This window comes from Kaistella antarctica (assembly GCF_900109615.1).
GTDB classification, from domain to species: domain Bacteria; phylum Bacteroidota; class Bacteroidia; order Flavobacteriales; family Weeksellaceae; genus Kaistella; species Kaistella antarctica.
The window spans coordinates 183,440-209,192 of the sequence record NZ_FOIX01000004.1; the positions used below are offsets into that span (position 1 = coordinate 183,440).

The window sequence follows — 25,753 nt, forward strand, 5'->3', positions numbered from 1 at the left end:
TTTCAGATACCGCTCAAATCCTGTAGACCGTGACCTTCAACCCTCATTCTAAATCATTATATTTGTAACATGGATTTACAATACATCGTTCGCGAACCTGAAAACATTACCTCAAAAACTTCTTTACTAATTTTGCTACACGGTTACGGCAGCAATGAACAGGATTTATTTTCTTTCGCGCCGACTTTGCCAGAAGATTGGTTGATTGTAAGTTTCCGAGCACCGTTTAACACTGATTATGAAGGCTATTCCTGGTATGACATTGATTTAATGGATGAAGAAAATCGAATTGATGTTCCACAAGCCAAAGAATCCCAAGAAGCAATTTTAGAAAGTATTTTGAAAATAACGAATCAATACGGTTTAACTGATAATCAAACCCATTTATGCGGTTTTTCGCAAGGTGGAATTTTAAGTTACGCTTTGGCTTTAAACAATCCCGATTTATTTACTAAAATTGCCTGCATGAGTTGTTACGCTGAAGAAAAGCTCTTAACAAACATGGTCAAAGATAAAAAGAAAATCGAAAAGTTGCGGTTCTTTATTTCTCATGGAACAGACGACGCTATTATTCCTTTAGATTGGGGTCGCAAAGCAGCGGATCTTTTATATGAAATGGGAGCATTCTTTTCCTTCCGCGAATATATGAGCGGACACGGCGTCAATCAGAAAAATTATATGGACTTAATGGATTTTTTCAAGAAATAAAATTCGGTTTTAAAATAAACTCACTAATATAAAATAAAATTTAATGAAAAAAGCTTTCCTTTTATTGGTCTTAATTTCAGCATACACTTTTGCTCAAATCACGCTTAAGATCACTTCCCTACCTGCAAATACGCCGGCGGCGTCAACGATTTATGTGGCTGGAAATTTTAACGGCTGGAATCCTGGTTCTACCGCAATGGTTGCTGATGGCTTGGGGAATTATTTCTACACTATTCCTGAAGGCACAGGAGTTTTGGAATATAAATTCACCCGTGGAGCTTGGTCTTCTGTAGAAGCCAACGCTACAGGAAGTGATATCCAAAATCGAACAGCAAATTTCACTGGAGCTGCTCAAAATTTAAGTCTAACAGTTCAGTCCTGGAAAGGTTTAGGCGGAGCAGGAAATCCAAGTACGGCGGCATCTAACGTTCATATTTTAAGCAATAATTTTGCGATTCCACAATTGAATCGCAATAGAAAAATCTGGATTTATTTGCCGCCAGATTATGAAACAAGTACAAAAACCTATCCCGTAATCTATATGCAGGACGGCCAAAATTTATTCGACAACGTCACATCGTTTTCAGGAGAATGGCAAGTTGATGAAACCTTAAATGCACTTTTCGCACAAGGAGATTACGGCGCGATTGTAATCGGAATTGATAATGGCGGCGGAAGCAGAATCGATGAATACACACCTTGGAATAATCCGCAATATGGTGGTGGCGAAGGAGATTTGTATATGCATTTTGTGGCAGAAACATTGAAGCCATATGTGGATTCAAATTATAGAACCAGACCTGGCAAAGAATATAATGCTTTAATCGGAAGTTCTTTAGGAGCCTTAATCTCGAATTATGGCGGTGTAAAATACAGTCAGACTTTTTCAAAAATCGGGTCTTTCAGTCCAGCATACTGGATTGTGAATAATCAATTTAATAATTACATCACCAATTCAACAGCAGATTTATCAGGGACGAGAATTTATTTTGTGGCTGGATCTGGCGAAAGCTCCACCGTTGTTAATGACATTCAAACGGTAAAAAATAATTTACAAACCAAAGGACTAACTGCTACAAACACTTTGGTAAAAATTGATTCTTACGGTCAACATAATGAAAATTACTGGAAAGGTGAATTCAGCGCGGCTTATCAATGGCTGTTTCAAACGACGCCATTAAAAACTCTGAACGTTTCGAAAAAAAAAATAAATGTTGGTTTCGAAAAAAATCAGCTTCACATTAATGGTTTAACAAAAAATTCTTCGGCAACTGTTTACGATCTTTCCGGAAAAATGATTGAAAAACTGGAATTAAAAAACGGGTCGAATCAAGTGACAAATCCCTTAATTAAAGGACCTTATATTCTTCAGATGGAAAATGAATCAGTACGATTTATGGCTAAATAATTCCAAAAAAAAATTGTTATAAATAACGAAGTTGATTGTTTCAGCTTCGTTATTTTGTTTTAACAGACAGTTTCTTAAGGTTCAATGACCGTAGAATTCTTCACTTCTTTAATCATAAATGAACTTTGAGTACTGGCAATATGTTGCAGATTAGTTAGTTTGCTCACCATAAACTCGCGGTATTCCTCAATATCTCGCACACAAATTTTCAGAATATAATCGTAATCACCAGAAACGTGAAAGCATTCTAATACTTCGGAAAACTGGGTAATTTCTTTTTCGAACTGCGAAATGTATTCCTTTTTGTGTTGCACCAATTTCACGTGACACAAAACAATGAAACTCTTCTGCAGTTTCGTCTTATCAACCAAAGCGACATATTTATTAATGATATGTTGACGCTCTAATTTTTTAATCCGTTCAAAAACTGCTGTCACTGATAAATCCAATTCAGAGGCCAATTGTTTGGTGGTTTTCTTGGAATCATTCTGGAGTAAAATCAAGAGTTTCTTATCTTTTAAATCTAACATAAGGTGAAATATTTTCGGTTATATTTTAAATATTGAGTAAATATAAATCTTAAATCTAACTATTATTAAAAAATTAGATTTAAAATCTAAACTTTCCAATAAATATTGTATTTAAGTTTAAAAACCCTGACTTTTATCAAAACAAATCATACCCTTATGGAAAACTTTGATGCAGCAAACAATATTCAGGACTTACAATATTTCGGCGAATTCGGCGGCGTAAATCCCTCAATTTCAGATTCTTCAACCTATACTTTTCTCTCGGCGAAAACGATGTTCGATACGTTTGAAGGCAACACGGAAGGTTGCTATTTATATTCCCGCCATTCCACGCCGAGCAATCTCTACTTAAGCGAAGCTTTGGCTCAAATGGAAGGAACAGAAAGTGCCAATGTGACAGCGTCGGGCATGGGCGCGATTACTTCTACCCTGCTTCAACTCTGTAAAAGTGGTGATGAAATAGTTTCCAGCAGAACCATTTACGGTGGCACTTACGCTTTCATGAAGAATTTTCTTCCCAGCTATCAAATCAAAACTTCCTTTGTAGATATTACCGATTTAGCGCTCGTTGAAAAAGCAATTACCAAGAACACGAAAATACTTTTCTGCGAAACGGTGAGCAATCCACTTTTAGAAATTGCTGATCTTCGGGAGCTTTCTAAAATCGCTAAAAAGCACAATCTCAAACTTATTGTTGACAATACGTTTTCTCCGTTATCGATTTCTCCGCAAATGCTCGGAACCGATATTACCATTCATAGTTTAACGAAATTCATCAACGGGAGCAGCGATGCGGTGGCAGGAGTTGTTTGCGCTTCGACTCAATTTATTAATGATTTAAAAGACGTGAATTCTGGAGCGTGTATGTTACTCGGACCAACCCTTGACAGTTTTCGGGCAGCAAGCATTCTTAAAAACTTGCGAACACTTCATATCAGAATGAAGAAACATAGTGAAAATGCGCAATATTTAGCAGAACAGTTTGAAAAAGACGGCTTGACCGTGAAATATCCTGGCTTAAAAAATCACAAACAGCATGAGCTTTACAAAAGCATGATGAATCCAGAATATGGCTTTGGTGGCTTATTGACTTTAGACGTAAAGACCGTTGGGAAAGCCAATGAACTGATGGAATTAATGCAGCAGGAAAACTTAGGTTATCTGGCAGTAAGTCTTGGTTTTTATAAAACTCTGTTTTCCGCATCGGGAAGTTCGACCTCATCTGAAATCCCAGAAGAAGAGCAAAGAGAAATGGGACTTTCCCAAGGATTGATCCGCATGTCTATTGGCTTAGACCACGACATTAAACGAACGTATGAAAAAATGAAATGGTGTATGAATGAAGTTGGTGTCTTGTAGAGTTTCTAAATGAAATAAATAATTGAAAAAAGACTTCTTAACGAGGTCTTTTTTATTTTTGTAAATGAGTTTCTTTACTGGTCAAAACCATTGGGATGCTTGCTTTTAATCTCCGTTACGGTTCCCAAAACTTTATCTTTCAACGTATTTTGATATGCTTCTAACTTTGCTGAAATTGCTTCATCAGCAGTTCCTAAAATTTTCGCCGCCAAAATCCCAGCATTCATTGCTCCATTGAGTGCCATTGTCGCCACCGGAATTCCCGATGGCATTTGTAGAATTGATAAAACCGAATCCCAGCCATCGATAGAATTCGAGGATAAAATAGGAACACCAATAACGGGTAAAGTCGTGCAACTCGCCACCATTCCAGGTAAATGTGCCGCGCCTCCTGCTCCGGCAATAATTACTTTCAAACCTCGTGACTTTGCCGATTTTGCATAGTCAAACATTCTTTCTGGCGTGCGGTGTGCTGAAACAACCGTCAATTCGTAAGGAATATCCAACGACTTTAAAAAATCTGAAGCTTGTTCCATAATTGCCAAATCACTCTGACTTCCCATTATTATTCCGACCATTTTTTATATGAATTTTAAGGTTTAAAGTTAATAAAATTTCGACGCTTTAAAATAACTGCTTAATAAAGCAAATTTCTCTATCAAAAAAATAAAATTAAATGGTAGATCTGCAGAAAAATTAAAAAAGTGCTCTAAGAATTCGCAATCGATTTCGCCACCCAATAACCTGTACTGAAGCACGCCTGCAAAAGATATCCACCGGTTGGCGCTTCCCAGTCTATCATTTCACCAACACAATATACATTTGGATAATCTTTCAATTCTAGGTTTAGATTTAGGGCGGGGAAAGCAACTCCACCCGCGGTAGAAATAACCTCGTCAATGGGTCTGAAACTCAAAACTTCAATCGGAAATCTTTTGATGGATTTACTTAAGTATTCGATATCGAGATAACTTTCCTTATCCAAAGTTTTCAAAAGATTGATTGCAGGTGTTGATAATTTTAGGTTTCTTTTTAATACGGGACTTATTTTTGATCCAGTATTTAACTGGTCGAAAATATTGCTTTCAGTTAAATTTGGTTTTAAATCAATATAAATAGTTAAGGGAAAATGATGTTTTCTGGTAAACCGATTCAAATAATAAATCGGACTTCCTTCGATTCCATATTTGGTAAAAACGACTTCTCCAATTTTAGAATTTCCTTCAAAAGAAAATTTAATGTTTTTTAAATACTGACCTTGTAACTGATGAAACTTAGAATCGGTATTGTAGCCGGAATTAGCAGATTGCAAGGGAGTAATTTCAATATTCTTAGCAACCAAAGTTTCAACCCATTTTGCATCAGAACCGGTCTTTTTCCACGAACCGCCGCCCATTGCAAAAATTAATTTTGAATAGTTTACGGAAAATTCTTTCCCATTACTTTTAAAATAAACAAAAGATTGATCAAAATCTAAAAAGGTATGCTCGTAATGAATGATGATGCCCAGTTGCTCCAACCGATCCAACCAAGCCTTTAAGACCTGAATAGGTTTAAAATTTTTGGTTGGAAATATCTTACCCGAACTCCCAACATACGTTGTTATGCCTAAATCTTCCAGCCACTGAATTACTTTTTTATTATCAAAACTCTTAACAATATTTTGAATTTCTGAAGCTTCATATTTATCTACAAATGGCTCGATTTCTTCACTGTGTGTCAAATTAAAACCACCATTTCCTGCCACCAAAAACTTACGAGCTGCGGCTTTATTTTGGTCATAAACATGAACTTTAAATCCTTGTTCGGCCAATTGTTGAGCCGCCATTAAGCCAGCTGGACCAGCGCCGATAATGATAATTTGATCTTCTTTCATCTGCTGCAAAAGTAGGCATTTAGTTTTTCGATAGAACTCGATTTATAAACCTTCATCTCAATGTGAATAACCTTGAAGACATTTGATTAACTTCCAAAAATGAATTTATCGAATTAATCGCATCAGTTCGTCAGTCTGTAACTTTCTATTTCCAGTTTTCGTACGGTTCAGTAACCAAGTTTGAATTGTAATATTTTTCCGCTCCCGTCACTTCTCTTCCGATCCAGTCGGGAATTTCGAAATCTTCATCTTCACTTGTCAGCTCGATTTCTGCTACGATTAAACCTTCATTCTTTCCTAAAAATTCGTCGACTTCCCAAACATGATTTCCAACACGAATCTTACATCGGATTTTCGAAAGTTCTGCGACGGCAAATAGATCCAACAATTCTTTGGCCTCTTCCAAAGGAATTTCATATTCATATTCCTTACGAGTCGCGCCAACAGAAATTCCTTTGATGGTCAGAAATCCTCGTTCTGAAGTTTGTCGAACTCGAATTGTTTTGGTCGGATCCGTCAATAAATAACCTTGTCGATAAAATTCGCACACGGGTTTTTCCAGTTGTTCCCATTTTTCTGGATTCATTAAAAACTTTCTTTCTATTTCTATTCCCATTTCGAGCTTATCTATTATTTATTAAATTGAATTTTAATCGGCACAAATTACAACAATTGCAGCGACGGAAAAATAGATTACTAGAAATAATTGGCAGACTCAGTTGGTCATTATCGTCATAAAATCTACCTTTGCAAAATCATAATGATGACCATTTCTATCCTGAATTCCCTCGGAATTCTCAACTAAAATCTTACTTTTTTCATGTTCAAAGATCCCAAATTAGCACTTGCAATCATCACCGTCGCTTTGGTTTGGGGAACCACTTTTCTGGGAATTCGCGTCGCCGTAGAAACCATTCCACCTTGGTTTGTAGCCGGACTTCGTCAGTTTTTAGCTGGATTTATTTTACTGATCGTCCTTATATTTACAAAAAATTTACAATGGATCGGCTGGAAAAACTTAGGCAGTCAAATCGTGCTGGCTTGCTTAATGTTGATCGTCGCAAATGGAATGACCACCGTCGCCGAAAAACATTTAACCAGCAGTTTAGCTTCCCTAATCAGCGCCACTTCACCTCTGGCCGTTTTTATTCTGAGCCTTATATTCAGAATGCAAAAATTCAGCATTCGAGGTTTGGTCGGCGTTCTACTAGGCTTTACGGGGATTCTTCTTATTTTTAAAAATGGCTTGGAAGATTTACTTAATCCCGAATACAGGATGGGAATTCTCTTTATGTTTTGTGCAATCTCGGGCTGGGCTTTCGGTACCATTTTCACTAAGAAAATTAATCATCAACCGCAGAATATTTCGCTCAATCTTTTTTATCAATTTAGCTTTGCCGGACTCATCCAGATTCTATTTGGCTTCATTTCGTCCGATCAAAGCGACGTTTCCACTTGGAGTCTTAAAAGCATCTTAGCTACAGTATATCTAGCAATTTTTGGTTCTGTGATTGCGTTTTTCGCTTTTCATTACGCCTTGAAAAAAATTACACCGATCCAGATTTCCATCCTTTCTTATGTCAATACCATTATCGCGATCTTTTTGGGTTGGCTGATTTTAGATGAACCTATTTCGTTTACTTTTATTACGGCAGCGGTGTTAATTATTTGTGGTGTGTTCATCACCAATTACAAACCGGGAATGTTTAAAAGATCCTGATTTTTTTAATTTGGGCGCCTTCATCCATCTGAATTTATCCTGAACCTGTCGAAGGACTACGCTTCTCCCTTCTAGCGATGGGCGAGAGCTCCGTTCAAGCTGTGGCGCAGATTTGTTTGAGAATTAAATGAAGTTTCTAAAAATAAAGCTAATTATCCCTGAGACAACTGCTAAATTTTAAAATTGTTGCGATAATTTTTTGAAAAAATCACCAGCTTTCATCAAATGCGAACCGAACCAGGAAAACGCTTCTCCATCAACTAAAATAATTTCTTTTTCGGGAAGTTGTAGTTGCAATTCGTCAATATGTTTTTGCTGAAAAGGAAAGGGTTCCGAGGAAAGAAAAATTACGTCGGCAGCTTGTAATTCTTTAACTGAAACTTCAGGATACCTTTTTTGATCCTTGAACAGATTTTCAAATCCGAACTTTTCTAAAACTTGATTGATAAAAGTATCTGAACCGACGGTCATGTAAGGATTTTTCCAAATAAGATAGGCGACGTTTCTTTTTTGAGAAAAATTAACATCGATAAAAACAGAATTGATTTTCTGGTTAATATCAAGCGCTAAAGCTTGTTTATTTAATCGAGCTCCAAGCTCAGAAATAAATTCTTGATTATCTTCTAAAGTTTCAATATCGGTTACCCAAACTTTAAAATCTTTCATTAATTCTTCAACCTGAAGCTTTTCATTTTCCTCTTTATTGGCAATGATCAGATCCGGTTTAAGCGCTTTTATTTTAGCAATATTGAGATTTTTCGTACCTCCAATAACAGCAACATTACCAACTGAATCTGCAGGATGAATGCAAAATTTCGTTCGCCCGATAACCTCATCAGTTGATAACCCGAAATCAAAAAGTGTTTCGGTAATACTGGGAACCAGTGAAATGATTTTCATGTCAATTAGAGAAGTTTACCGGCCAAGAACATTCCAGCGATGGTAAAGTAAATAATTAAGCCCGTAACATCGACTAACGTTGCAACGAAAGGAGCTGAAGAAGTTGCCGGGTCTAATTTGAATCTTTTCAAAACGAAAGGAATCATCGAACCAGAAAGCGTTCCCCAAAGCACGATCATTACAAGTGAAACTGCAATACTTAAAGCGATATAAACCCAGTGAATTCCGTAATCGTATAAACCGGCTTTTTGCCAAACCATAATTCGCACAAAACCAATAGTACCCAGCATTGTTCCCAGGAATACGCCCGAAACGATTTCCTTTTTCATCACATACCACCAATCTCTCAATCGGATTTCCTGAAGTGCCATGGCACGAATAATCAGCGTTGCAGCTTGGGAACCAGAGTTACCACCACTTGAAATAATCAGCGGAACAAAAAGAGCAAGCACGACTGCCTTCTCAATTTCATGTTCAAAAAAGCCCATGGCCGAGGCGGTTAACATTTCCGAAAAGAAAAGGATTACCAACCAAGAACCCCTTTTTTTAATCATATCGGTCCATGAGGTCTGCGTATAAGGCATATCGAGTGCATCTACACCCCCGAATTTCTGAATGTCTTCGGTGTTTTGTGCTTCGATCTGATCTAAAATATCATCAATCGTTACGATCCCAACCAAGACTCCAGCTTCCGTTACAATTGGCAAAGCAGATCGGTCATATTTCTCAAAATATGCGACGGCATCTTCTTTACTGGTCGTTGTTGTAATGGCTACAAAATGATTATCGGTAATTTCGGAAATCAAGGTATCTTCTTCGGCGAGCAATAATGAGCCAATGGCAATATCGTCTACGAGGCGGTTTTTCTCATCAACCACATAAAGATGGTTCATGGTTTCTACCTTCTTGCCGACTTTTTTTATTTGTTGAAAACATCTTTTGACCGTCCATTCTTTACGAATCTGAATATAATAGGGCGTCATCAATCGCGCAATAGAATCAACGTGATAACCCAAAAGCTTCAACGCAATTCTTCTTTCTTGTGGGTTAAGATGATTGATGGAATACCGAATCAATTCATCTGGGAAATCCTCTAAAAGTGCGGTTCTATCATCCGGACTCATTTCGTTCAGAATTTCAGAAACCTCTTCACTCCCAATGCTGCGAATGGTTTCTTCCTGAAAATCGGGATCCAGATGCGAAAAAACATCAGCTTTGTATTGTTTGGGAACTTTTAGAAATGCAATAAGTCGCGCATCCGCTTTAAGCTGGCTGAGCGTTTCTGCAATATCTTGAGGATTAAAAATAAGTTCCTGAGTTTCCAAACTGTTGATTTATAAGAAATGCAAAAGTAGCGAAAATATTAAGGATGGGAAGGTAAAAAAATTTGTAGTTTTGAGAATTGACGGGTCAATTCATCAGTTTAAATTTAAAAATGAAAAAATAAGGAAAAGAGATATCAAATTTTTTCTTTTAGGAGTGTTAACTTTATTTTTAATCGAAAGTGTCTTTAATTGGAAAGAGCACGCCTCTCCATTTAAAGAAGGATTCGATTGTGGTTATCATGGCACTCCGAAACAATCTAAATCCTCTTTAAAATAAACATCCTAAAAACACCACCATGAAAAAGCTAATCATCTTGCTTTCAGTAAATCTGATTTTAAGTTCTTGTAATCAAAACAAAGAAACGATGGTTTCTCAAAGCATCGAGCAAAATAAAAATACACCAGATTCCCTACAGGTAAATGAGGAAGCTTTTGCGCTGCATGAAAATGAGACCTCGATGGAAAATCCTGCTTCAATAGACCCTGCAAAAGAATGGCTGGAAGATTTATTTAAATGTACCAACGGAAACAAATTTTGCTTTTACATGGAAACAGAAGAGCGCGCAACGACGAAAAGATTTTATCAATTTATGGTTGATTCAGAAGAAATTTATGGTGCTTCTGCTTTGTCAGAAGAAGAAATGCCCCTCGCGAAAAAGAAGTACAAAGATAAATGGGCCAAGATTTATAAGTTAAGAAAGGATATGGAACCCTGGCTGTTTGGTCGTGCTCAAGATGATATGGAAAACATTAAAAATGTTACAATAGAAAAGATTTCGGATTTAAAGTATCGCGTATTTGTAGATTACGGCGAATCTTATCAAACCTCAAATGAAGTAACGCTCATCAAAAATAAAAATTCTTATCTCATCGATTATTGTGATACTGAATATTTGGATTGAGCTTAAACGATCACTTATAATTCCAGAAAAATTAACTTATCCTTAAAACAGTTCCACACTCGAATTGCTTAAATTTGAATTATGAAAACCTTTGGCAGAGATTTACTTACAAAAATACAACAGGCAACACTTCAGGGCGAAGCAGCTCACGAAATTTATTCCCCACCGTATCGTCCGCTTTATTCTTACGATGAAATTTTAACTAAAAACCCCAAATTTGCAGCGGTAAATATTTTATTATATCTAAAGGACAACGAGTGGTACTTACCGCTCATTGTTCGAAGTGAACATGAACGCGATCGCCATAGCGGACAAATTTCTCTCCCAGGTGGAAAAAAAGAAAATTTTGATATCAACTTCGCGGCAACGGCAAAACGCGAAACTTCCGAAGAAGTGGGAATCGAGGAGCATTATATTCGGATTATACGGGAACTTTCGCCGATTTACATTCCGCCGAGTAATTTTTATGTCAACGCGTATGTCTCCTACACCAAGAAAAATCCAACTTTTATTTTACAGGAAACAGAAGCGGTAGAGCTCATTGAATTCCCCATTTCCTCTATTTTAAGTTTAGATAATAAACCAGAAATGCGGGTCTTACCTAGTTCAAGAGGTGTGATGGTTCCAGTGATTGATTTCAATGGTTATATCATCTGGGGTGCGACTTCCATGATTTTAAGTGAGTTTAGCGAGTTACTGAAAAATTTGTAAATTCGCGGATTATGTAAATTAGATAATGGCCAAGAAAAATATTTTCACGGATGCCTTTGGTAATCTGTATTTTCTAAAGAGATTAATCATTTTTATCTTAGGAATTATTTCCTATCGAAGATTTAATGGTTTTAACAAACTCATTATTACAGGTACTGAAAACTTGGTCGATCTGCCCGATACCAATGTGCTTTTCGTCTCCAATCATCAAACCTATTTTGCCGATGTTGCAGCGATGTACCAAGCTTTTTGCGCGGTAAATAATGGCTATTTAAATTCCATTAAAAATCCGATTTATCTCTTAAATCCAAAAGTTGATATATACTATGTCGCGGCGGAAGAGACCATGAATAAAGGTTTGATGACCAAAATTTTCAAAGTAGCTGGCGCCGTAACCGTAAAAAGAACATGGCGCGCAGAAGGTCATAACGTGAATCGAATGGTGGATTTAACTGAGGTTGAAAACATCATGAAGGCACTCGATAATGGTTGGGTAATTACCTTTCCACAAGGCACAACTTCTGCATTTGCGCAAGGTCGAAAGGGAACTGCTAAGTTGGTTAAAAACCAAAAACCGATTGTAATTCCAATTAAAATTGACGGTTTCCGACGCGCATTTGACAAACAAGGTTTACGCTTAAAAGTAACTGGCGTAAAGCCGACGATGGAATTTAAACCAGCATTAGACATCGATTATGAAAACGATAATGCCCAAGCCATCATGCACAAAATCATGGTTGCCATAGAACAAACCGAAGATTTTAACGTTCTACATGATTACGATGAAGAGCTTAAATTGCAAAAAGCAGAAGCTAAAGAATAATAAAATTGTTATGAAAAAACTGATTTTCGTCTTTCTAATACTAATCTTAGGTGGATGTACGAGTCAAAAAGCTTACACTGATTTTGATTACAGTTTTGCACGAAGTGGCGGCCGAATCCCGATGTACGAGAATTTACTGATTACGGGAAATAACGTGCATTATTCTTTTGAAGGACAAGGAAAAGACATTAAAAAAAACTTTACTATTTCTACCAAAGTTTTAAGAAATATCGAACATACTCTGGCCGAAAACAATTTCACTAGAATTCAGGAGGATTACAAAAAAATATACGATAATGTTGCGGTAGAAATCAACATTAAAAAGGGAAAGAATGCCGGCAATAAAAGCGACGCTTCTTTAATTATGCCAAAGGATCAGGCACGTTGGGACGAAATTGTTTCTGCCTTTCAGGAGGTAATCGACCGTAATATTAAAACTGAATCTTAAGACTAATTCACCCAGACCAATGGCAAATATTTTTGATGAAGCTAAAAACAAAACCAGAGTTTTAGTCTTCAGTACCCATTCTTCAATCGCAAAACTTTTGCATGAAGTTCTTCATTTTTATGACAAAGATTTCGGTTATTATCTAGAGAATGATGATTTCGAAAATCCGTCTAGCGATTTCGCGATTCTTGAAACTGGTGATATTGAAAAAGCAACTTTATTTCAACCGAGCATCGCTTTAATAACCTCCGAAATTTCTGGTGAAACTGTCATTCCGTTGTTTTCAAAAATTACAGCTGGCGGCGTTTTGATTTATCATTCAAACCTTTCTGAAGCCGTAGAAAAGTCGGAAAACTTCTTTAGAAAATTAGAGTTTGATCATCCTCAATTTCAAAAATCAGTTGCTGGTTTTGTTTTAGAAACCAATATTGGTGCTATTCCTATTTCGAGTTCTGAGGAGGATTTACTTAAAGACATTGAAGGTGCAAAATTACTTTCGCAGCAATTTGGTGTGATGGAAGAGGAATTCTACGAGCCGCTGATGAGTTTCATTTAAAGAGATTTGGTCGATTCAACAGATTTCTCAAATTCTTAGTAAAATAAAATTCATTAAATTTACCTTATCTAAAAATTGTAAGAAATGAGTTACCAGCAATCTGGAAAAATTCCACAGAAAAGACATACGGTATTCAAATCACCGGAAGGTCAATTTTACTATGAACAACTTTTTGGCACCGAAGGATTCCACGGTATTTCATCACTTTTATATCACATTCACCGACCGACCCAAATAAAATCAATCAGCGAACCGAAAGATGTCACGCCGAAAATTGCGGTCGCAAAAAACGTAACGCCACGCATGTTCAAAGGAATGAATGTTGCGGCAGAGGATGATTTCTTAGACAGTCGAAAAGTTTTATTAGTGAACAGCGACTTAAAATTAGGTCTTGCAAAACCGAAAAAATCCACCGATTATTTTTACAAAAATGCCGAATGCGACGAGCTTATTTTCATTCATGAAGGAAGTGGGACTTTAAAAACTTTTCTCGGTAATCTGGACTTTTCCTACGGTGATTATCTCATTATCCCAAGAGGAACGATTTACTCCATTAAATTTAATGACGAAAAAAATACATTACTTTTTATAGAAAGTCATTCCCCAATTTACACTCCGAAACGCTACAGAAACGAATTTGGACAAATGCTGGAACACTCTCCGTTTTGTGAACGAGATATGATTGCACCTACTTTTGTAGAGCCTATCGACGAGAAAGGAGAATTTTTAATTAAAGTAAAAAAAGAAAATCAAATCTGGGATTTCATTTACGCTACGCATCCCTTTGATGTCGTCGGTTGGGATGGGTATTTCTATCCTTATAAATTCAATATTAAAAACTTCGAACCGATTACGGGTCGCGTTCATTTACCACCGCCGATTCATCAGAATTTCGAAGCGCATAATTTTGTGGTTTGTTCTTTTGTGGCGAGAATGTATGATTACCACCCAGAAGCGATTCCAGCTCCATACAATCATTCCAACATCGATTCAGATGAAGTTCTCTTCTATACAGAGGGCGATTTTATGAGTCGCAATCACATTGATTTAATGGATTTCACGCTTCATCCCGGTGGCATTGTTCACGGACCACATCCAGGAGCGATGGAACGCAGCATCGGCAAAAAATCCACCGAAGAATTTGCAGTGATGGTCGATCCTTTCAGACCTTTTCAAATTACGGAAGAAGCCCTAAAAGTTGAAGATCCCTCTTACGTGACATCTTGGTTAGAAACACCAGACAACCATCTGGAAGACCGCAGTCAAGAATAAGTTCCTTATGATTTTTATCAAAAATGATATTCCTCATTTCAAAGTTGAAATGAAAGAATTACTTTTGAGAGATTAACAATAGCAATTAAAAAAATAAAATATGATTCAATATGTTAGTGCCGAAGACGCAATTTCATTAATAAAAAGTGGCGACCGCATTTTTTCTCACGGGAGCGCTTGTACTCCCAATCTGTTGATCACTGAACTGGCTAATCAGGCCGCCAGATTAAGAGATGTGGAGTTCGTTTCCATTACGCAGCAAGGAAATGTAGAAGTAGCAAAACCGCAGTATAAAGATAGTTTCTATATCAATTCCCTTTTTGTTTCTACGCCTGTTCGCGAGGCAGTAAATTCTGATCGTGGCGATTTTGTACCTGTTTTTTTAAGTGAAATTCCCCTTCTTTTTAAAAGAGGAATGCTTCCACTTGATGTTGCGATTGTTACGGTTTCTCCGCCAGATGCACATGGATACTGTACTTTGGGAACTTCAGTTGACGTCGCAAGGAGCGCCGTGGACACTTCAAAAATCGTGATAGCTCAAGTCAATCCAAGAATGCCACGAACGCATGGCGACGGCATGATCCATTTTTCTAAAATTGATAAAATGGTCTGGCATGAAGAAGAATTATTGACTATCGATTATGGGGCGAAAGTTGGCGATTGCGAAATGTTGATTGGTAAAAATGTAGCCGAACTGATTGATGATCGATCTACGATTCAAATGGGTATCGGAACCATTCCAGATGCGGTGTTGAAATGCCTTCAAAACCACAAAGATCTTGGTGTTCACACCGAAATGATTAGTGACGGAATTGTAGATTTGGTAGCCAATGATATCATTACCAATAAATACAAAGGCACGCATATTAACCGAACCATTACCAGTTTCGCTTTCGGAACTAGAAAGCTGTATGATTATATTGATGATAATCCGGCCTTTTCATTTATGGATGTGGAACATGTGAACTATCCGATCAATATTATGAAAAATAATAAAATGGTCGCGATTAACTCCGCTATAGAAATCGATTTAACCGGACAGGTTTGCGCAGATTCTATTGGAACTTATCAATTTAGTGGCATTGGTGGACAAATGGATTTTATGCGTGGTGCAGCACTTTCTGAAGGTGGAAAACCAATCATTGCTATTTCTTCACGAACTAAGAAAGGCATCCCGAGAATTGCTCCTTTCCTGAAACAAGGCGCAGGTGTTGTGACTACCAGAGGTCATATTCATTATGTGGTTACGGAATATGGTGTTGCCTATTTGTACGGAAAAAATTTACGTCAAAGAGCGAAAGCACTCATTGAGATTGCGCATCCTGATGACAGAGAAATGCTTGATGCTGCAGCCTTTGACCGATTCAAAGTCTTGCTTTAAAAAAACATATTCATTCTAAATCCTCAATGTAAGTTGGGGATTTTTGTTTTGTTTTTAGGTTATGATTAATTATTATGTTAAAGTTTGAACAATATATTGAAATAAATAGTTCAATAATCGCATTTATAGTGTTCATTTGTAAAATATACCACTTGTGTAACCCAAAATTAACGAATTTGGAAAAGATCTATAATTCCATCAAAGAAGATATTAAAAATCATCCTGATGTTAAATCCTCTCTATTGGGGATGGTGGAAGACTGGAAGAGAAGCCAGTTTGTTATCTTGGCCGACCTCATTTCTAAAAATTTATCAAATTCTTTATTGTTGACAGACAAGCGGAGAATAAGTTTAGGAACTTCGCTTTCTGCCATTACGTTACAGCGTTTTTACGAAAATGAATATCAGATAAAAATGCACAACGATCTGCGCTTTATAAAAACCTTAGATAAGCTGTGCATTTTTCTGGGCAAAAAAGATTTGAATGAATATATTTACGAAAACCTGCAGGGAAAAAATATTTTAAACAAAAAAGAAGACCTCAATAATCAATTTTCCGAGAAAGAGTTGATCGTAGAATTTTGTCGCCTACAGTTTGAAACTTTGAAATATTTACCCGCCATAAATTTGGGTGAAATTGCAAATACCGTTTGGAAAGAATCACCGTTGGTGGAAAGAATTACCCTTTATTTAAAGGAAAAAAGTAAAAATAATTTAAGATTCGTTACAGAAAATAACCGCTCTAATTATGAGGTTTTCCAAATCGTTAAAATTTCTGATGATGCTGATCTTAAAGTAATTAAAACTCAGGAATTCTGGAATTTAATTTTTGAAGACGAAAATGGAACCGACTTCATCTTACATCACTTAAATACACAGTTTTATTTTATGAAAAAACTGGATGGTGAGTGGAAAATTTGGGACAATTACAATCCCGATTATGGCAAAATTATAAAAATAAACTAAGCTCCAAATTGGGCTTAGTTTATCATTTGTGTTTTTAGAACCATCGTACGTTTCTTTCTGAATTACAAATATAATAAGTAAAGTATTATTAAAATTTAGACTTAAAAAAACTTAAAAATACATATCACATCTATTATTCCACACACCATTTTTAAGCCTTCTTCTGGAAATATAAATAGACCGTATTAAATTTAATTCTTCATATAATCTAAAAATCACTCAATGGCATCACCCGTTTCTTTTACAGATTACCTTAAACAAATTTTTGAGTTGTCAAAAGAGGATGAGGATTTTACGGAAAAACATTTCGAGAGACAGGAGTTTAAAAAAAATGAAATTTTGCTCAATGGTGGCGAGGTTTGTACCAAATTACATTTCGTCTCAGAAGGATTACTGCGTACTTTTCACATCAATAAAAACGGAACCGAATTCACCCGGCTATTTGTGCCAGAAGGAAAGTTTTGCACCGTGCTGTTGAGTTTTCAAGAGAAAATTCCCAGTCCCGCGACCATTCAAGCTATAGAAAACAGCGTCTTGTATTCTATTTCTCATACCAATTTTATAAAAATAATTTCGGGATCTGCCGCGGCTAAAAATATATACACGAGCATTCTAGAAAATTATCAAAATTTTCAAATTACCCGACTGGAGTTTTTAACAACCCTTTCTCCCCAAGAAAAAGTAGAAGAATTTTTGAAAGAGAATACAGACCTAGAGTTGAGAATTTCTGATAAAATCATTGCTTCTTATCTGCAAATCACGCCTGAAACTTATTCGCGGTGTAAAAAGAAAATGAGCTCTTGATTGTAATCAAGATTTTTAAATTTTATTCAACCTAAATTTAACGAAAAATAAACTTATGAGGAATCTAATTTTAGCGTTGATCTTTATCTTACCCTTAACGATCAATGCACAGCAGAACAATGTTCCAGAGATCGATCTTTACATGAACAAAGCAAATAAACAGCGAAAGACAGGAAATATTCTTTTAATTTCTGGTGGTGGTCTAATTGTGACAGGACTTATTGTAGGGACTTCAGGAGATGGCAAGGGTTTTATTGATGCCAATGCATTAGTAGGCAGTGGAATTTTTCTCTTGGGTGGGTTAACTGCACTCACCTCAATTCCATTCTATATTTCTGCGAATAACAACAGAAAAAAATCTCTGAAATTCACACCTGTCATCGGGATCCTCGAAACAAAATCCAGTCTTATTTCTCAGAATTATGCGATGGCAGGAATAAAAATCAATTTCTGAAAATTTTATAATTATTAAATTTTTTGTAATTTGGCGTAACTTAAAAAAAGAAAAATGTCTACACTCACCTTTGCAGAAAAAATCGCGAAAGCCGAAAATTTCTTACCGATCAACGGTACCGATTATATTGAATTTTATGTTGGGAACGCTAAGCAAGCAGCACATTACTACAAGACTGCTTTCGGATTTCAATCTGTGGCTTATGCCGGACCAGAAACTGGAATTCGAGACCGAGCTTCTTACGTTTTGCAACAGGGGAAAATTAGATTGGTACTAACATCAGGTTTGAACTCGGATTCGCCAATTTGTGAGCATCAAAAAAAACATGGCGACGGTGTAAAAATTCTCGCCCTTTGGGTTGACGACGCTTATTCTGCTTTTGAAGAAACGACTAAGAGAGGTGCAAAACCTTATCTGGAACCACAAACTTTAACCGATGAAAACGGTGAAGTAAGAATGTCTGGAGTCTACACTTACGGCGAAACGGTTCACATGTTTGTGGAACGTAAAAATTATACCGGTGAATTTATGCCAGGCTTCCAAAAATGGGAAAGTGATTATGCGCCCGCTGAAGTCGGCCTTCTCTACGTCGATCATTGCGTTGGGAATGTTGGTTGGGATCGAATGATTCCGGTGGTGAAATGGTATGAAGACGTCATGGGATTCGTAAACATTTTAAGTTTTGACGATAAACAAATCAACACCGAATATTCAGCTTTGATGTCGAAAGTGATGAGCAACGGAAACGGTTTTGCAAAATTCCCGATTAATGAACCAGCTGAAGGAAAGAGAAAATCTCAGGTAGAAGAATATTTGGATTATTATGAAGAAGAAGGCGTACAACATATTGCCGTAGCAACGAAAGACATCATTCATACCGTACTAGAACTAAAAGCACGTGGCGTAGAATTTTTGTCGGCTCCACCTGAAGCTTATTACGATATGGTGCCAGAAAGAGTTGGTCATATTGAGGAAGATCTGAAAAAACTTCAGGATTTAGGAATCTTAATTGATCATGATGAAGAAGGTTATCTATTACAAATTTTCACCAAACCAGTGGAAGATCGCCCTACTCTTTTCTTTGAAATTATCGAAAGACACGGCGCGCAAAGTTTCGGCGCGGGTAATTTCAAAGCGTTGTTTGAAGCTTTAGAAAGAGAACAAGCCAAAAGAGGAAATCTTTAAATCTTATTTAAAAATAGATTGCTCTCAAAAAAAACTTTATGAAAAAAATAGTTGCCCTATTCCTTTTCTTTTCAGTTCTCGGGTTGAAAGCTCAATACGGAAGCATTAATGCAATTCTGGATGAGTTGGAAGAAAGAAGAGGCGTTAATAAGAATTTGAAAAACGTCAGCATCGATAATGTCAAATTCGTTTTAATTAAAGAATTCGATGATCATACGGAAAGAAATTTCATCGTTATTAAAGGTAAACAAGCGACGTATGTAGAAGTCTTTGATGACAAACAAACAGGTCAAAGTACTTCAAATGTTTTTTCTGGCGATATCGTTCGTTCAAAAAATGAAATCATTTCTCTTCGCGCAGATAAGCTAGAAGGAAAAAAAATCCCCATCGCGCTCACCAAAACCTTCCTGATGACGAAGCAGAAAAAAATTCTTTATCTCATCGACATTAATACGCAGGAAAGATGGATTGAGGAAGGCTCCATCAACAAAAAATAAATATCAATCTTAAATATCAGGTTCAAAGTGAAACGTAATGACGTTCGCTTTGAACCTTTGTTTTAAATACAATTACTATGAAATCATTTATCAATTATTCTGAAAATTCAGATTTTTCAATTTACAATATACCTTTTGGCGTTGGCGTTTTCAACAAAGAATATATCGCCTGCTGCTCTAGAATTGGCGATATGGTGATTGATTTGGCCACACTTTACGACTATGGATTTTTCGATGACATCGATGGAATTGAGGAGAATGTTTTTGAAGCCTTTACTTTAAATGAATTTATAGAATTAGGAAAACCAGTCACAAAAGCGGTGCGACTAAAACTGCAGGAAATTTTAGGAGAAGATTCAAAATTGGCGGGTGATCAAAAAACCATCGACGAATGTTTTTACGATTGTAATCAAGTTCAAATGATGTTGCCTGTTCATGTTCCTAATTACACCGATTTTTACAGCAGCATCGAGCATGCGACCAATGTTGGAAAAATGTTTCGTGATCCGGAGAATGCTTTGTTACCCAACTGGAAACACATGCCGGTTGGTTATCATGGACGAGCTTCTTCTATCGTAGTTTCTGGCGTAGAATTTCACCGTCCGAAAGGTCAGACCAAACCAGTTGCTGATCAGGATCCTATTTTCGGACCTTGTAAGCAACTTGATTTCGAATTGGAAATGGCGTTTATCGTGAATAAAAATACCGAGATGGGCGACAGCATTTCAACTGCTGAAGCCGAGGATGCAATTTTCGGCCTGGTCCTTTTTAATGATTGGTCCGCGAGAGATATTCAAAGTTGGGAATACGTGCCGCTTGGACCATTTTTAGGCAAGAATTTTTGCTCCACCATTTCACCTTGGGTCGTTACTTTAGAAGCCTTGAAACCTTTTAAAACTGATTCTCCAAAACAGGAACCTGAAGTATTAGATTATCTAAAATTCGAAGGTCAACAAAATTTCGATATTCAGCTTCAAGTCTATCTTCAACCAGAAAATGGCGCCGAAAATTTAATTTCTGAAAGTAATTATAAGTTTATGTATTGGAATATGTTGCAGCAACTGGCTCATCATACGGTTAACGGTTGTAATGTAGAAGTTGGTGATCTGTATGCTTCAGGGACGATCTCTGGCGCTGATAAAAGTTCTTACGGTTCGATGTTGGAATTAACCTGGCGCGGAACCGAACCTTTACAATTATCCGATGGGACGGAGCGTAAATTTATTAATGATAATGACACTGTAATTATGAGAGGTCACGCGCAGAAAGACGGAATGCGCGTTGGTTTCGGTGAAGTAAAAGGGAAAGTGTTGGCAGCAAAGTAATTTTTATAATCACCTTAAAAACCTTGAAAACCTTGAAATGAAGTTAACCATTTTCCAGATTTTTACAATCGTTTCGTTGATTGCATTTTTGATTTACGAATTTTGGTATCTCCCAAAATGGATGGCTGCACTATCAGCAAATGATCCTGTAATACGAACTGATATCATTTTATTTGTTCCCATCTTGGTGATTTTCATCATCATTTCGCTTGTGCAATTTTTCAGAAAAAAGAAGTCATAACTCTTTATAAAAAATCTAAAATTTCTTTCTCTATTTTATTAAAATAATGAAAACAATATCTCCTCAAGACCTCAACAATTTCGAATTACAAACGCTTTTGCAAACCGCCATTGCGCCACGGCCAATTGCCTTGGCTTCAACGATTAATAAAGATGGAAACGTCAATTTAAGTCCATTTAGTTTTTTCAATATGTTCAGTTCGAATCCGCCCATTGTCATTTTTTCACCAGCGCGTAGAGTTCGGGATAACACGACCAAGCATACCTTAGAGAATGTTTTGGAAGTTCCAGAAGTGGTGATTGGAATTGTCAACTACAAAATCGTGCAACAGATTTCGCTAGCTTCCACTGAATATGGAAAAGAAGTGAATGAGTTTGTAAAATCGGGTCTGACGATGAAAGATTCAGAACTAGTAAAACCAAAATTAATTAAGGAATGTCCCGTCAATTTAGAGTGCAAGGTTTTAGAGGTAAAACATTTAGGCACAGAAGGTGGCGCCGGAAATTTGGTGATTTGTGAGGTGATTAATATTCATGTTCGAGAAGAATATCTAAATGATCAGGGAATTTTGGATCAGAAGAAATTAGATCTTGTTGCCCGCTTAGGCGGCAGTTGGTATTCCAGAAATAATGCAGATAATCTATTTGAAGTTCCGAAACCTTTAGTAACAAAAGGAATTGGGTTTGATCGTTTGCCGAACGAAATTAAATTCAGCAAGATCTTTACTGGAAATGACTTGGGCATTCTCGCAAACGTAGAGGAATTACCAAGCGGAAATTTCACTTCAACTGAAACGATACATCAGGAAGCCCAGAAACTTCTTCAGCAAAACAAGATTTCAGAAGCCTGGAATCTTTTACAGAAATAAATTAGAGAGTGATTCAGTCACTCTTTTTTTTGTGCCTAATTCAAGACTGCATCTTCCTAGACAACTTAACCATAAACCATCTCAATCGCCCTGAAATTAGGATTCTTGGTTAATTTTTCGTATGTTATAGTCAGACAGAAAAAGCCCACTTCTATTTAAGTAATGAATAATCTTAATAAAGAATGAAAACTTTACAACCAAAAGGAAGGGGCACTACTAAAATGAATTCCTAAATTTTTAAATAACATCCTCATGAACAAAAAATTAAATGCGCTCAAGAAAGTAAATGCAAAAAATTGCATCTCCATTATTTTGAACACACATCGTACGGCGCCCGATAATCAGAAAGATGTAATCACTTTGAAAAACCTGATTAAAGAAGTTGAAGAAAGGTTGATGAACTCTTTAGATAAAAAAGAAGCGCAATCGATCGTCGAAAGTTTAACGAAACTGGAAGCTTCAGTTGATCACAATTATAATTTAGAATGTTTAATCCTTTTCGTAAATGTTGAGCAGCAAATCGCGGAATATATGCGTTTGCCGATTGCAGTCGTCGATCGGGTAATTATCGATGATACCTTTGCAACACGGGACCTATTGCGTGCGATTCACCTTACGTCAAGTTATTATGTTTTGGTTTTAAGCCAGCAAAAAGTTCGATTAATTCAGGCTATGAATGATGAAGTCATTAAGGAATTTACCAGTCCATTTCCGCTTGAAAACACAGGATTCTACACCAATGCAGGTCGCGAATCTTCTTACGCAGCACGACAAACAAATTTGATGGCTGACTTTTTCAATCTCGTAGACAAAGAAGTGAACACCATTAGAAAAGAAAATCCGCTGCCAGTTTTAATCTGCACTGACGAAGCCAACTTTCATGAGTATCTAAAAATTGCTGATGAAAAAGACAGTATTTTTGAAATGCACCTTAACGGTAATAAACTGGAAGAAAAAGCAGATGCGATTGTGAGAGAAACCTGGCCAATCATTAAAGCGGCGACAGAAAAAAGAAATAGCGATCGAAAGGCAGAGCTCGACAAAGCCGTGGGAACAGGCCGATTTTTGAGTGATGTGAATGAAATCATGAACGCCATTAAAGAAGGAAAAGTTCAGACCCTTTTCGTTCAGCAAGGATTATTTCAACCAGCAGTGATGGAAAATGGATCCATTACGCTTTTGGGAGCAGACGATGAAAAACCGAAGGTTATGGTTGACGATATTTACGACGAAATGATTGAGATGAATATGAATTACGGCGGAGATTCGGTCTTTTTACAAAAAGAAGCTTTAGCAGATTTCAATGGTTTCGGAGCCATAACCAGATATTAATAGAACCACTTATCAAACCAAAAAGCCACAGAAATCTGTGGCTTTTCTCATGATCATTCAAGATGATTACTATTTTTTAATGAATTTAAATGTTTTCAAAACTCCGGCTGACATTGCTTTTACAACATACACTCCTGGTTTTAATTGAGAAACATTCATCTCTAATTTTGCAGATTTGGCAGTTTCTGAGATTACTTGTTTTCCAGTAATATCGAAAATAGTAATTGCTGAAATTTCCTGAGCATCAGAAATCGTTAGAATCTCTTTTACAGGATTTGGATAAAATTTCAAACTTGATTTACTCACATTCTGAGTCGCTAATACACCATCGAAAACTTTGATATTATCTAAGGCTAAGTAGAAAACATCTGCATCTGAAAACACTCGAAATGCAATATAGTAAACGCCGTCCGCAGGAACCGTAAAATTAATGCTAGCCGTGTCATACGGATAATTCCCAATATCTTCGTTAATCCATAACTGAGTGGTTTGCCCCGCAACGGTAGCGGCAGTGCCAATTCTGACTTCCATCTTTTCTGCGAAAAAAGGATCAATGCCTTGATAATCAAACTCTAAAGTGATGTTCTTACCAGCCTGTAAATTCAGACCTCTGGAATAAAGATAAGAATTAGCAGCATCTGTCGGATGATACTGATAAAGCATATAATAGGTTCCTTCTGAAGGATCGGGCGTCGAAGGTGAGGCAGTTGTTCGTTCCCAAACGTTACCGCTACCTTCATTGGTTACCAACCATTCATCCAGATCGGCTGTTTCAAATCCATACGAATACGGAAGGTTGACAGCTGCGGTTGGCTTTGCTGAAGCGGAATTAACAGTCGTATTTTGAGCAATTAAGAAAGAGCCAAAAAACAACGAAATTCCAAATAATAAAGAATTTTTCATATTTATTTTATTTTTAAAGTGAATTCAAATCTACCAAAACTAAGTTTAATAAAAGAATTTATTTTAAAAGTAAATGCTATTTCTGTATATATTAAAACTTATTAGTGCTGTTTTAATATATTTATCCTAGAATTTAGGAGCATTTGATAGAATTTTCTCAATTGCACTAGTCGTGATTATTCCTTTTTTTAAATTGGTTTTTATGTTTAACCAATGACCGCTTCAAAGAAATAAACTAAATTATTTTCCTTATTATTGACTAAAATTATATGATATGAAGAAGATTTATTTTATCGCACTAGGATTCGTATCCCTATTTTGCGCGGCACAACAAACGATTTCTTTCGAAAGTTCGGAGAATTTCACCGTTGGAAACGTTCACAATCAAAATGGTTGGGAAGTCACTTTAGATGCTGACAATCAACCAATTCAAAATCAGACTATTTCAAACGAGTTTGCTTCCAGCGGAACGCAAGCACTAAAAATTGCGGTGGATGAAAATGAGGATTTTGGGTGGTTTCCAATTTTTGGTGCGGCGAAACCATTAACTCCAGCTTTGAATTACAGTAATTTGAATTTGGAATTTGATGTTTATATTTCTGAACTGGACGGCTCTACTTTCGAGTTTGGCACCTACGGAATTGTAGCTGACGAATTTGTACCTGTCTTCGTTTACTCCTTTAATTACACGGGAAATCTGGAACTGGTGAACAGCGCAGATTATGACTATGAAGACGCTAACTTCACTTGGGAAGCGAACAAATGGTATCAACTAAAAGTGGAAATCAGAGAAAATAATATTAAATATTACATTGATGGGAATTTAGTTTCTACTGGAACTAATTTCACGAAAACCAACATCGAGGGTTTAAATTTTGTTCATGATAACTTTGGCGGCGCGGCTTATATCGATAATATTAGAATCAATAATATCAACATGGCCACCCAGTCAGTTGCTAATAAGAAGCTCGCTTTCTATCCCAATCCCGTAAAAGATCAACTGCATGTTGTCATTCCACAAGGTGAAAAAATAACTGCTGTTGAAATCTATAACCCGGTCGGACAAAAGGTTTTGAAATTTGCAGATCAAAAAGAACTGTCTTTAAATTCATTAAAAGCAGGAATTTACATCGTTAAAGTGCTGACGGATCACAATTCGGTTTATTCAGCTAAAATTATTAAAGAGTAAGACTTTAAAAAAAACAGAAATCCTGCTTCAACAATTGACGCAGGATTTTTTTTACATTTTAAAAGAACAAT

General features: G+C 36.6%; 28 protein-coding genes. 21 read left to right on the top strand and 7 right to left on the bottom strand.

The window, feature by feature from the left end; translation table 11 throughout:
* Positions 1-69 precede the first annotated feature (69 nt).
* Both BMX49_RS12515 and BMX49_RS12520 read left to right on the top strand, forming a co-directional pair.
* Positions 70-708: an alpha/beta hydrolase gene (locus BMX49_RS12515; RefSeq protein WP_034719605.1), complete on the top strand. Its 639-nt coding sequence runs from the start codon at positions 70-72 to the stop codon at positions 706-708.
* Positions 709-751: 43 nt separating this feature from the next.
* Positions 752-2,116 (top strand): alpha/beta hydrolase-fold protein, encoded by a 1,365-nt coding sequence (locus BMX49_RS12520; protein ID WP_051803734.1) that lies wholly within the window; start codon positions 752-754, stop codon positions 2,114-2,116.
* Positions 2,117-2,190: 74 nt separating this feature from the next.
* Here the strand turns inward: BMX49_RS12520 and BMX49_RS12525 are convergent, their stop codons facing one another.
* Positions 2,191-2,646: an Lrp/AsnC family transcriptional regulator gene (locus tag BMX49_RS12525; protein ID WP_034719603.1), complete on the bottom strand. Its 456-nt coding sequence runs from the start codon at positions 2,644-2,646 to the stop codon at positions 2,191-2,193.
* Positions 2,647-2,802: 156 nt separating this feature from the next.
* On the opposite strand from BMX49_RS12525, the gene BMX49_RS12530 reads away from it, so the two are divergent.
* On the top strand, positions 2,803-4,005 hold the full coding sequence (locus tag BMX49_RS12530; RefSeq protein ID WP_034719601.1) for an aminotransferase class I/II-fold pyridoxal phosphate-dependent enzyme: 1,203 nt from the start codon (positions 2,803-2,805) through the stop codon (positions 4,003-4,005).
* Between the two features lie 74 nt (positions 4,006-4,079).
* On the opposite strand, the gene purE is transcribed toward BMX49_RS12530, so the two are convergent.
* From purE to BMX49_RS12545, 3 genes are all read right to left on the bottom strand, one after another.
* Positions 4,080-4,583, bottom strand: coding sequence for a 5-(carboxyamino)imidazole ribonucleotide mutase (purE, locus tag BMX49_RS12535; RefSeq protein WP_034719599.1), 504 nt, complete (start codon positions 4,581-4,583; stop codon positions 4,080-4,082).
* 131 nt (positions 4,584-4,714) lie between these two features.
* The gene (locus BMX49_RS12540) at positions 4,715-5,881 is read right to left on the bottom strand and encodes a BaiN/RdsA family NAD(P)/FAD-dependent oxidoreductase (RefSeq protein WP_034719598.1); all 1,167 of its coding nucleotides are present in this window, start codon (positions 5,879-5,881) and stop codon (positions 4,715-4,717) included.
* Positions 5,882-6,026: 145 nt separating this feature from the next.
* On the bottom strand, positions 6,027-6,497 hold the full coding sequence (locus BMX49_RS12545) for a CYTH domain-containing protein (protein ID WP_034719596.1): 471 nt from the start codon (positions 6,495-6,497) through the stop codon (positions 6,027-6,029).
* A gap of 204 nt (positions 6,498-6,701) precedes the next feature.
* Between BMX49_RS12545 and BMX49_RS12550 the strand changes: the two genes are divergently transcribed.
* Entirely contained in the window at positions 6,702-7,601 is a 900-nt protein-coding gene (locus tag BMX49_RS12550; protein WP_034719594.1) for a DMT family transporter, read from the top strand.
* 177 nt (positions 7,602-7,778) lie between these two features.
* Here BMX49_RS12550 and BMX49_RS12555 read toward each other — a convergent pair whose 3' ends face one another.
* On the bottom strand, positions 7,779-8,501 hold the full coding sequence (locus tag BMX49_RS12555; RefSeq protein ID WP_034719591.1) for an ABC transporter substrate-binding protein: 723 nt from the start codon (positions 8,499-8,501) through the stop codon (positions 7,779-7,781).
* Positions 8,502-8,506: 5 nt separating this feature from the next.
* Positions 8,507-9,826 (bottom strand): magnesium transporter, encoded by a 1,320-nt coding sequence (gene mgtE / locus BMX49_RS12560; protein WP_375600479.1) that lies wholly within the window; start codon positions 9,824-9,826, stop codon positions 8,507-8,509.
* A gap of 296 nt (positions 9,827-10,122) precedes the next feature.
* Between mgtE and BMX49_RS12570 the strand changes: the two genes are divergently transcribed.
* The 16 genes from BMX49_RS12570 to BMX49_RS12645 all read left to right on the top strand — a co-directional run bounded on the left by BMX49_RS12570 (position 10,123) and on the right by BMX49_RS12645 (position 23,590).
* Positions 10,123-10,728 carry a hypothetical protein gene (locus BMX49_RS12570; protein ID WP_034719584.1) on the top strand — a complete coding sequence of 202 codons (606 nt, stop codon included), beginning with the start codon at positions 10,123-10,125 and terminating at the stop codon, positions 10,726-10,728.
* A gap of 81 nt (positions 10,729-10,809) precedes the next feature.
* A complete protein-coding gene (locus BMX49_RS12575; RefSeq protein ID WP_034719581.1) occupies positions 10,810-11,439 on the top strand; it encodes an NUDIX hydrolase in 630 nt (209 codons plus the stop codon).
* 25 nt (positions 11,440-11,464) lie between these two features.
* Positions 11,465-12,262, top strand: a complete 798-nt coding sequence (locus BMX49_RS12580; protein WP_034719579.1) for a lysophospholipid acyltransferase family protein — start codon at positions 11,465-11,467, stop codon at positions 12,260-12,262.
* A gap of 10 nt (positions 12,263-12,272) precedes the next feature.
* Positions 12,273-12,710 carry a hypothetical protein gene (locus BMX49_RS12585; protein WP_034721285.1) on the top strand — a complete coding sequence of 146 codons (438 nt, stop codon included), beginning with the start codon at positions 12,273-12,275 and terminating at the stop codon, positions 12,708-12,710.
* Between the two features lie 19 nt (positions 12,711-12,729).
* Positions 12,730-13,266: a hypothetical protein gene (locus BMX49_RS12590; RefSeq protein WP_034719578.1), complete on the top strand. Its 537-nt coding sequence runs from the start codon at positions 12,730-12,732 to the stop codon at positions 13,264-13,266.
* 84 nt (positions 13,267-13,350) lie between these two features.
* The gene (locus BMX49_RS12595) at positions 13,351-14,538 is read left to right on the top strand and encodes a homogentisate 1,2-dioxygenase (RefSeq protein WP_034719575.1); all 1,188 of its coding nucleotides are present in this window, start codon (positions 13,351-13,353) and stop codon (positions 14,536-14,538) included.
* A gap of 100 nt (positions 14,539-14,638) precedes the next feature.
* The gene (locus BMX49_RS12600; RefSeq protein ID WP_034719574.1) at positions 14,639-15,919 is read left to right on the top strand and encodes an acetyl-CoA hydrolase/transferase family protein; all 1,281 of its coding nucleotides are present in this window, start codon (positions 14,639-14,641) and stop codon (positions 15,917-15,919) included.
* 176 nt (positions 15,920-16,095) lie between these two features.
* Complete coding sequence (locus tag BMX49_RS12605) at positions 16,096-16,884, top strand: hypothetical protein (RefSeq protein WP_034721282.1); 789 nt, start codon at positions 16,096-16,098, stop codon at positions 16,882-16,884.
* Positions 16,885-17,106: 222 nt separating this feature from the next.
* Positions 17,107-17,688 (top strand): Crp/Fnr family transcriptional regulator, encoded by a 582-nt coding sequence (locus BMX49_RS12610; RefSeq protein ID WP_051803732.1) that lies wholly within the window; start codon positions 17,107-17,109, stop codon positions 17,686-17,688.
* A gap of 55 nt (positions 17,689-17,743) precedes the next feature.
* On the top strand, positions 17,744-18,142 hold the full coding sequence (locus tag BMX49_RS12615; protein ID WP_034719573.1) for a hypothetical protein: 399 nt from the start codon (positions 17,744-17,746) through the stop codon (positions 18,140-18,142).
* Positions 18,143-18,196: 54 nt separating this feature from the next.
* Entirely contained in the window at positions 18,197-19,327 is a 1,131-nt protein-coding gene (hppD, locus tag BMX49_RS12620; RefSeq protein WP_034719571.1) for a 4-hydroxyphenylpyruvate dioxygenase, read from the top strand.
* 38 nt (positions 19,328-19,365) lie between these two features.
* Positions 19,366-19,824 (top strand): hypothetical protein, encoded by a 459-nt coding sequence (locus BMX49_RS12625; protein ID WP_034719568.1) that lies wholly within the window; start codon positions 19,366-19,368, stop codon positions 19,822-19,824.
* A gap of 77 nt (positions 19,825-19,901) precedes the next feature.
* On the top strand, positions 19,902-21,149 hold the full coding sequence (fahA, locus tag BMX49_RS12630) for a fumarylacetoacetase (protein ID WP_034719566.1): 1,248 nt from the start codon (positions 19,902-19,904) through the stop codon (positions 21,147-21,149).
* A gap of 37 nt (positions 21,150-21,186) precedes the next feature.
* The gene (locus BMX49_RS12635; protein ID WP_034719563.1) at positions 21,187-21,390 is read left to right on the top strand and encodes a hypothetical protein; all 204 of its coding nucleotides are present in this window, start codon (positions 21,187-21,189) and stop codon (positions 21,388-21,390) included.
* Between the two features lie 46 nt (positions 21,391-21,436).
* Positions 21,437-22,258, top strand: coding sequence for a flavin reductase family protein (locus BMX49_RS12640; RefSeq protein ID WP_034719561.1), 822 nt, complete (start codon positions 21,437-21,439; stop codon positions 22,256-22,258).
* Between the two features lie 252 nt (positions 22,259-22,510).
* A complete protein-coding gene (locus BMX49_RS12645) occupies positions 22,511-23,590 on the top strand; it encodes an AOC03_06830 family ribosome hibernation factor (protein WP_246005131.1) in 1,080 nt (359 codons plus the stop codon).
* A 69-nt stretch (positions 23,591-23,659) separates the two neighbouring features.
* Here the strand turns inward: BMX49_RS12645 and BMX49_RS12650 are convergent, their stop codons facing one another.
* Positions 23,660-24,493, bottom strand: coding sequence for a T9SS-dependent choice-of-anchor J family protein (locus tag BMX49_RS12650; protein WP_034719559.1), 834 nt, complete (start codon positions 24,491-24,493; stop codon positions 23,660-23,662).
* A 274-nt stretch (positions 24,494-24,767) separates the two neighbouring features.
* On the opposite strand from BMX49_RS12650, the gene BMX49_RS12655 reads away from it, so the two are divergent.
* Positions 24,768-25,682, top strand: a complete 915-nt coding sequence (locus tag BMX49_RS12655; RefSeq protein WP_051803731.1) for a T9SS type A sorting domain-containing protein — start codon at positions 24,768-24,770, stop codon at positions 25,680-25,682.
* Positions 25,683-25,753 lie beyond the last annotated feature (71 nt).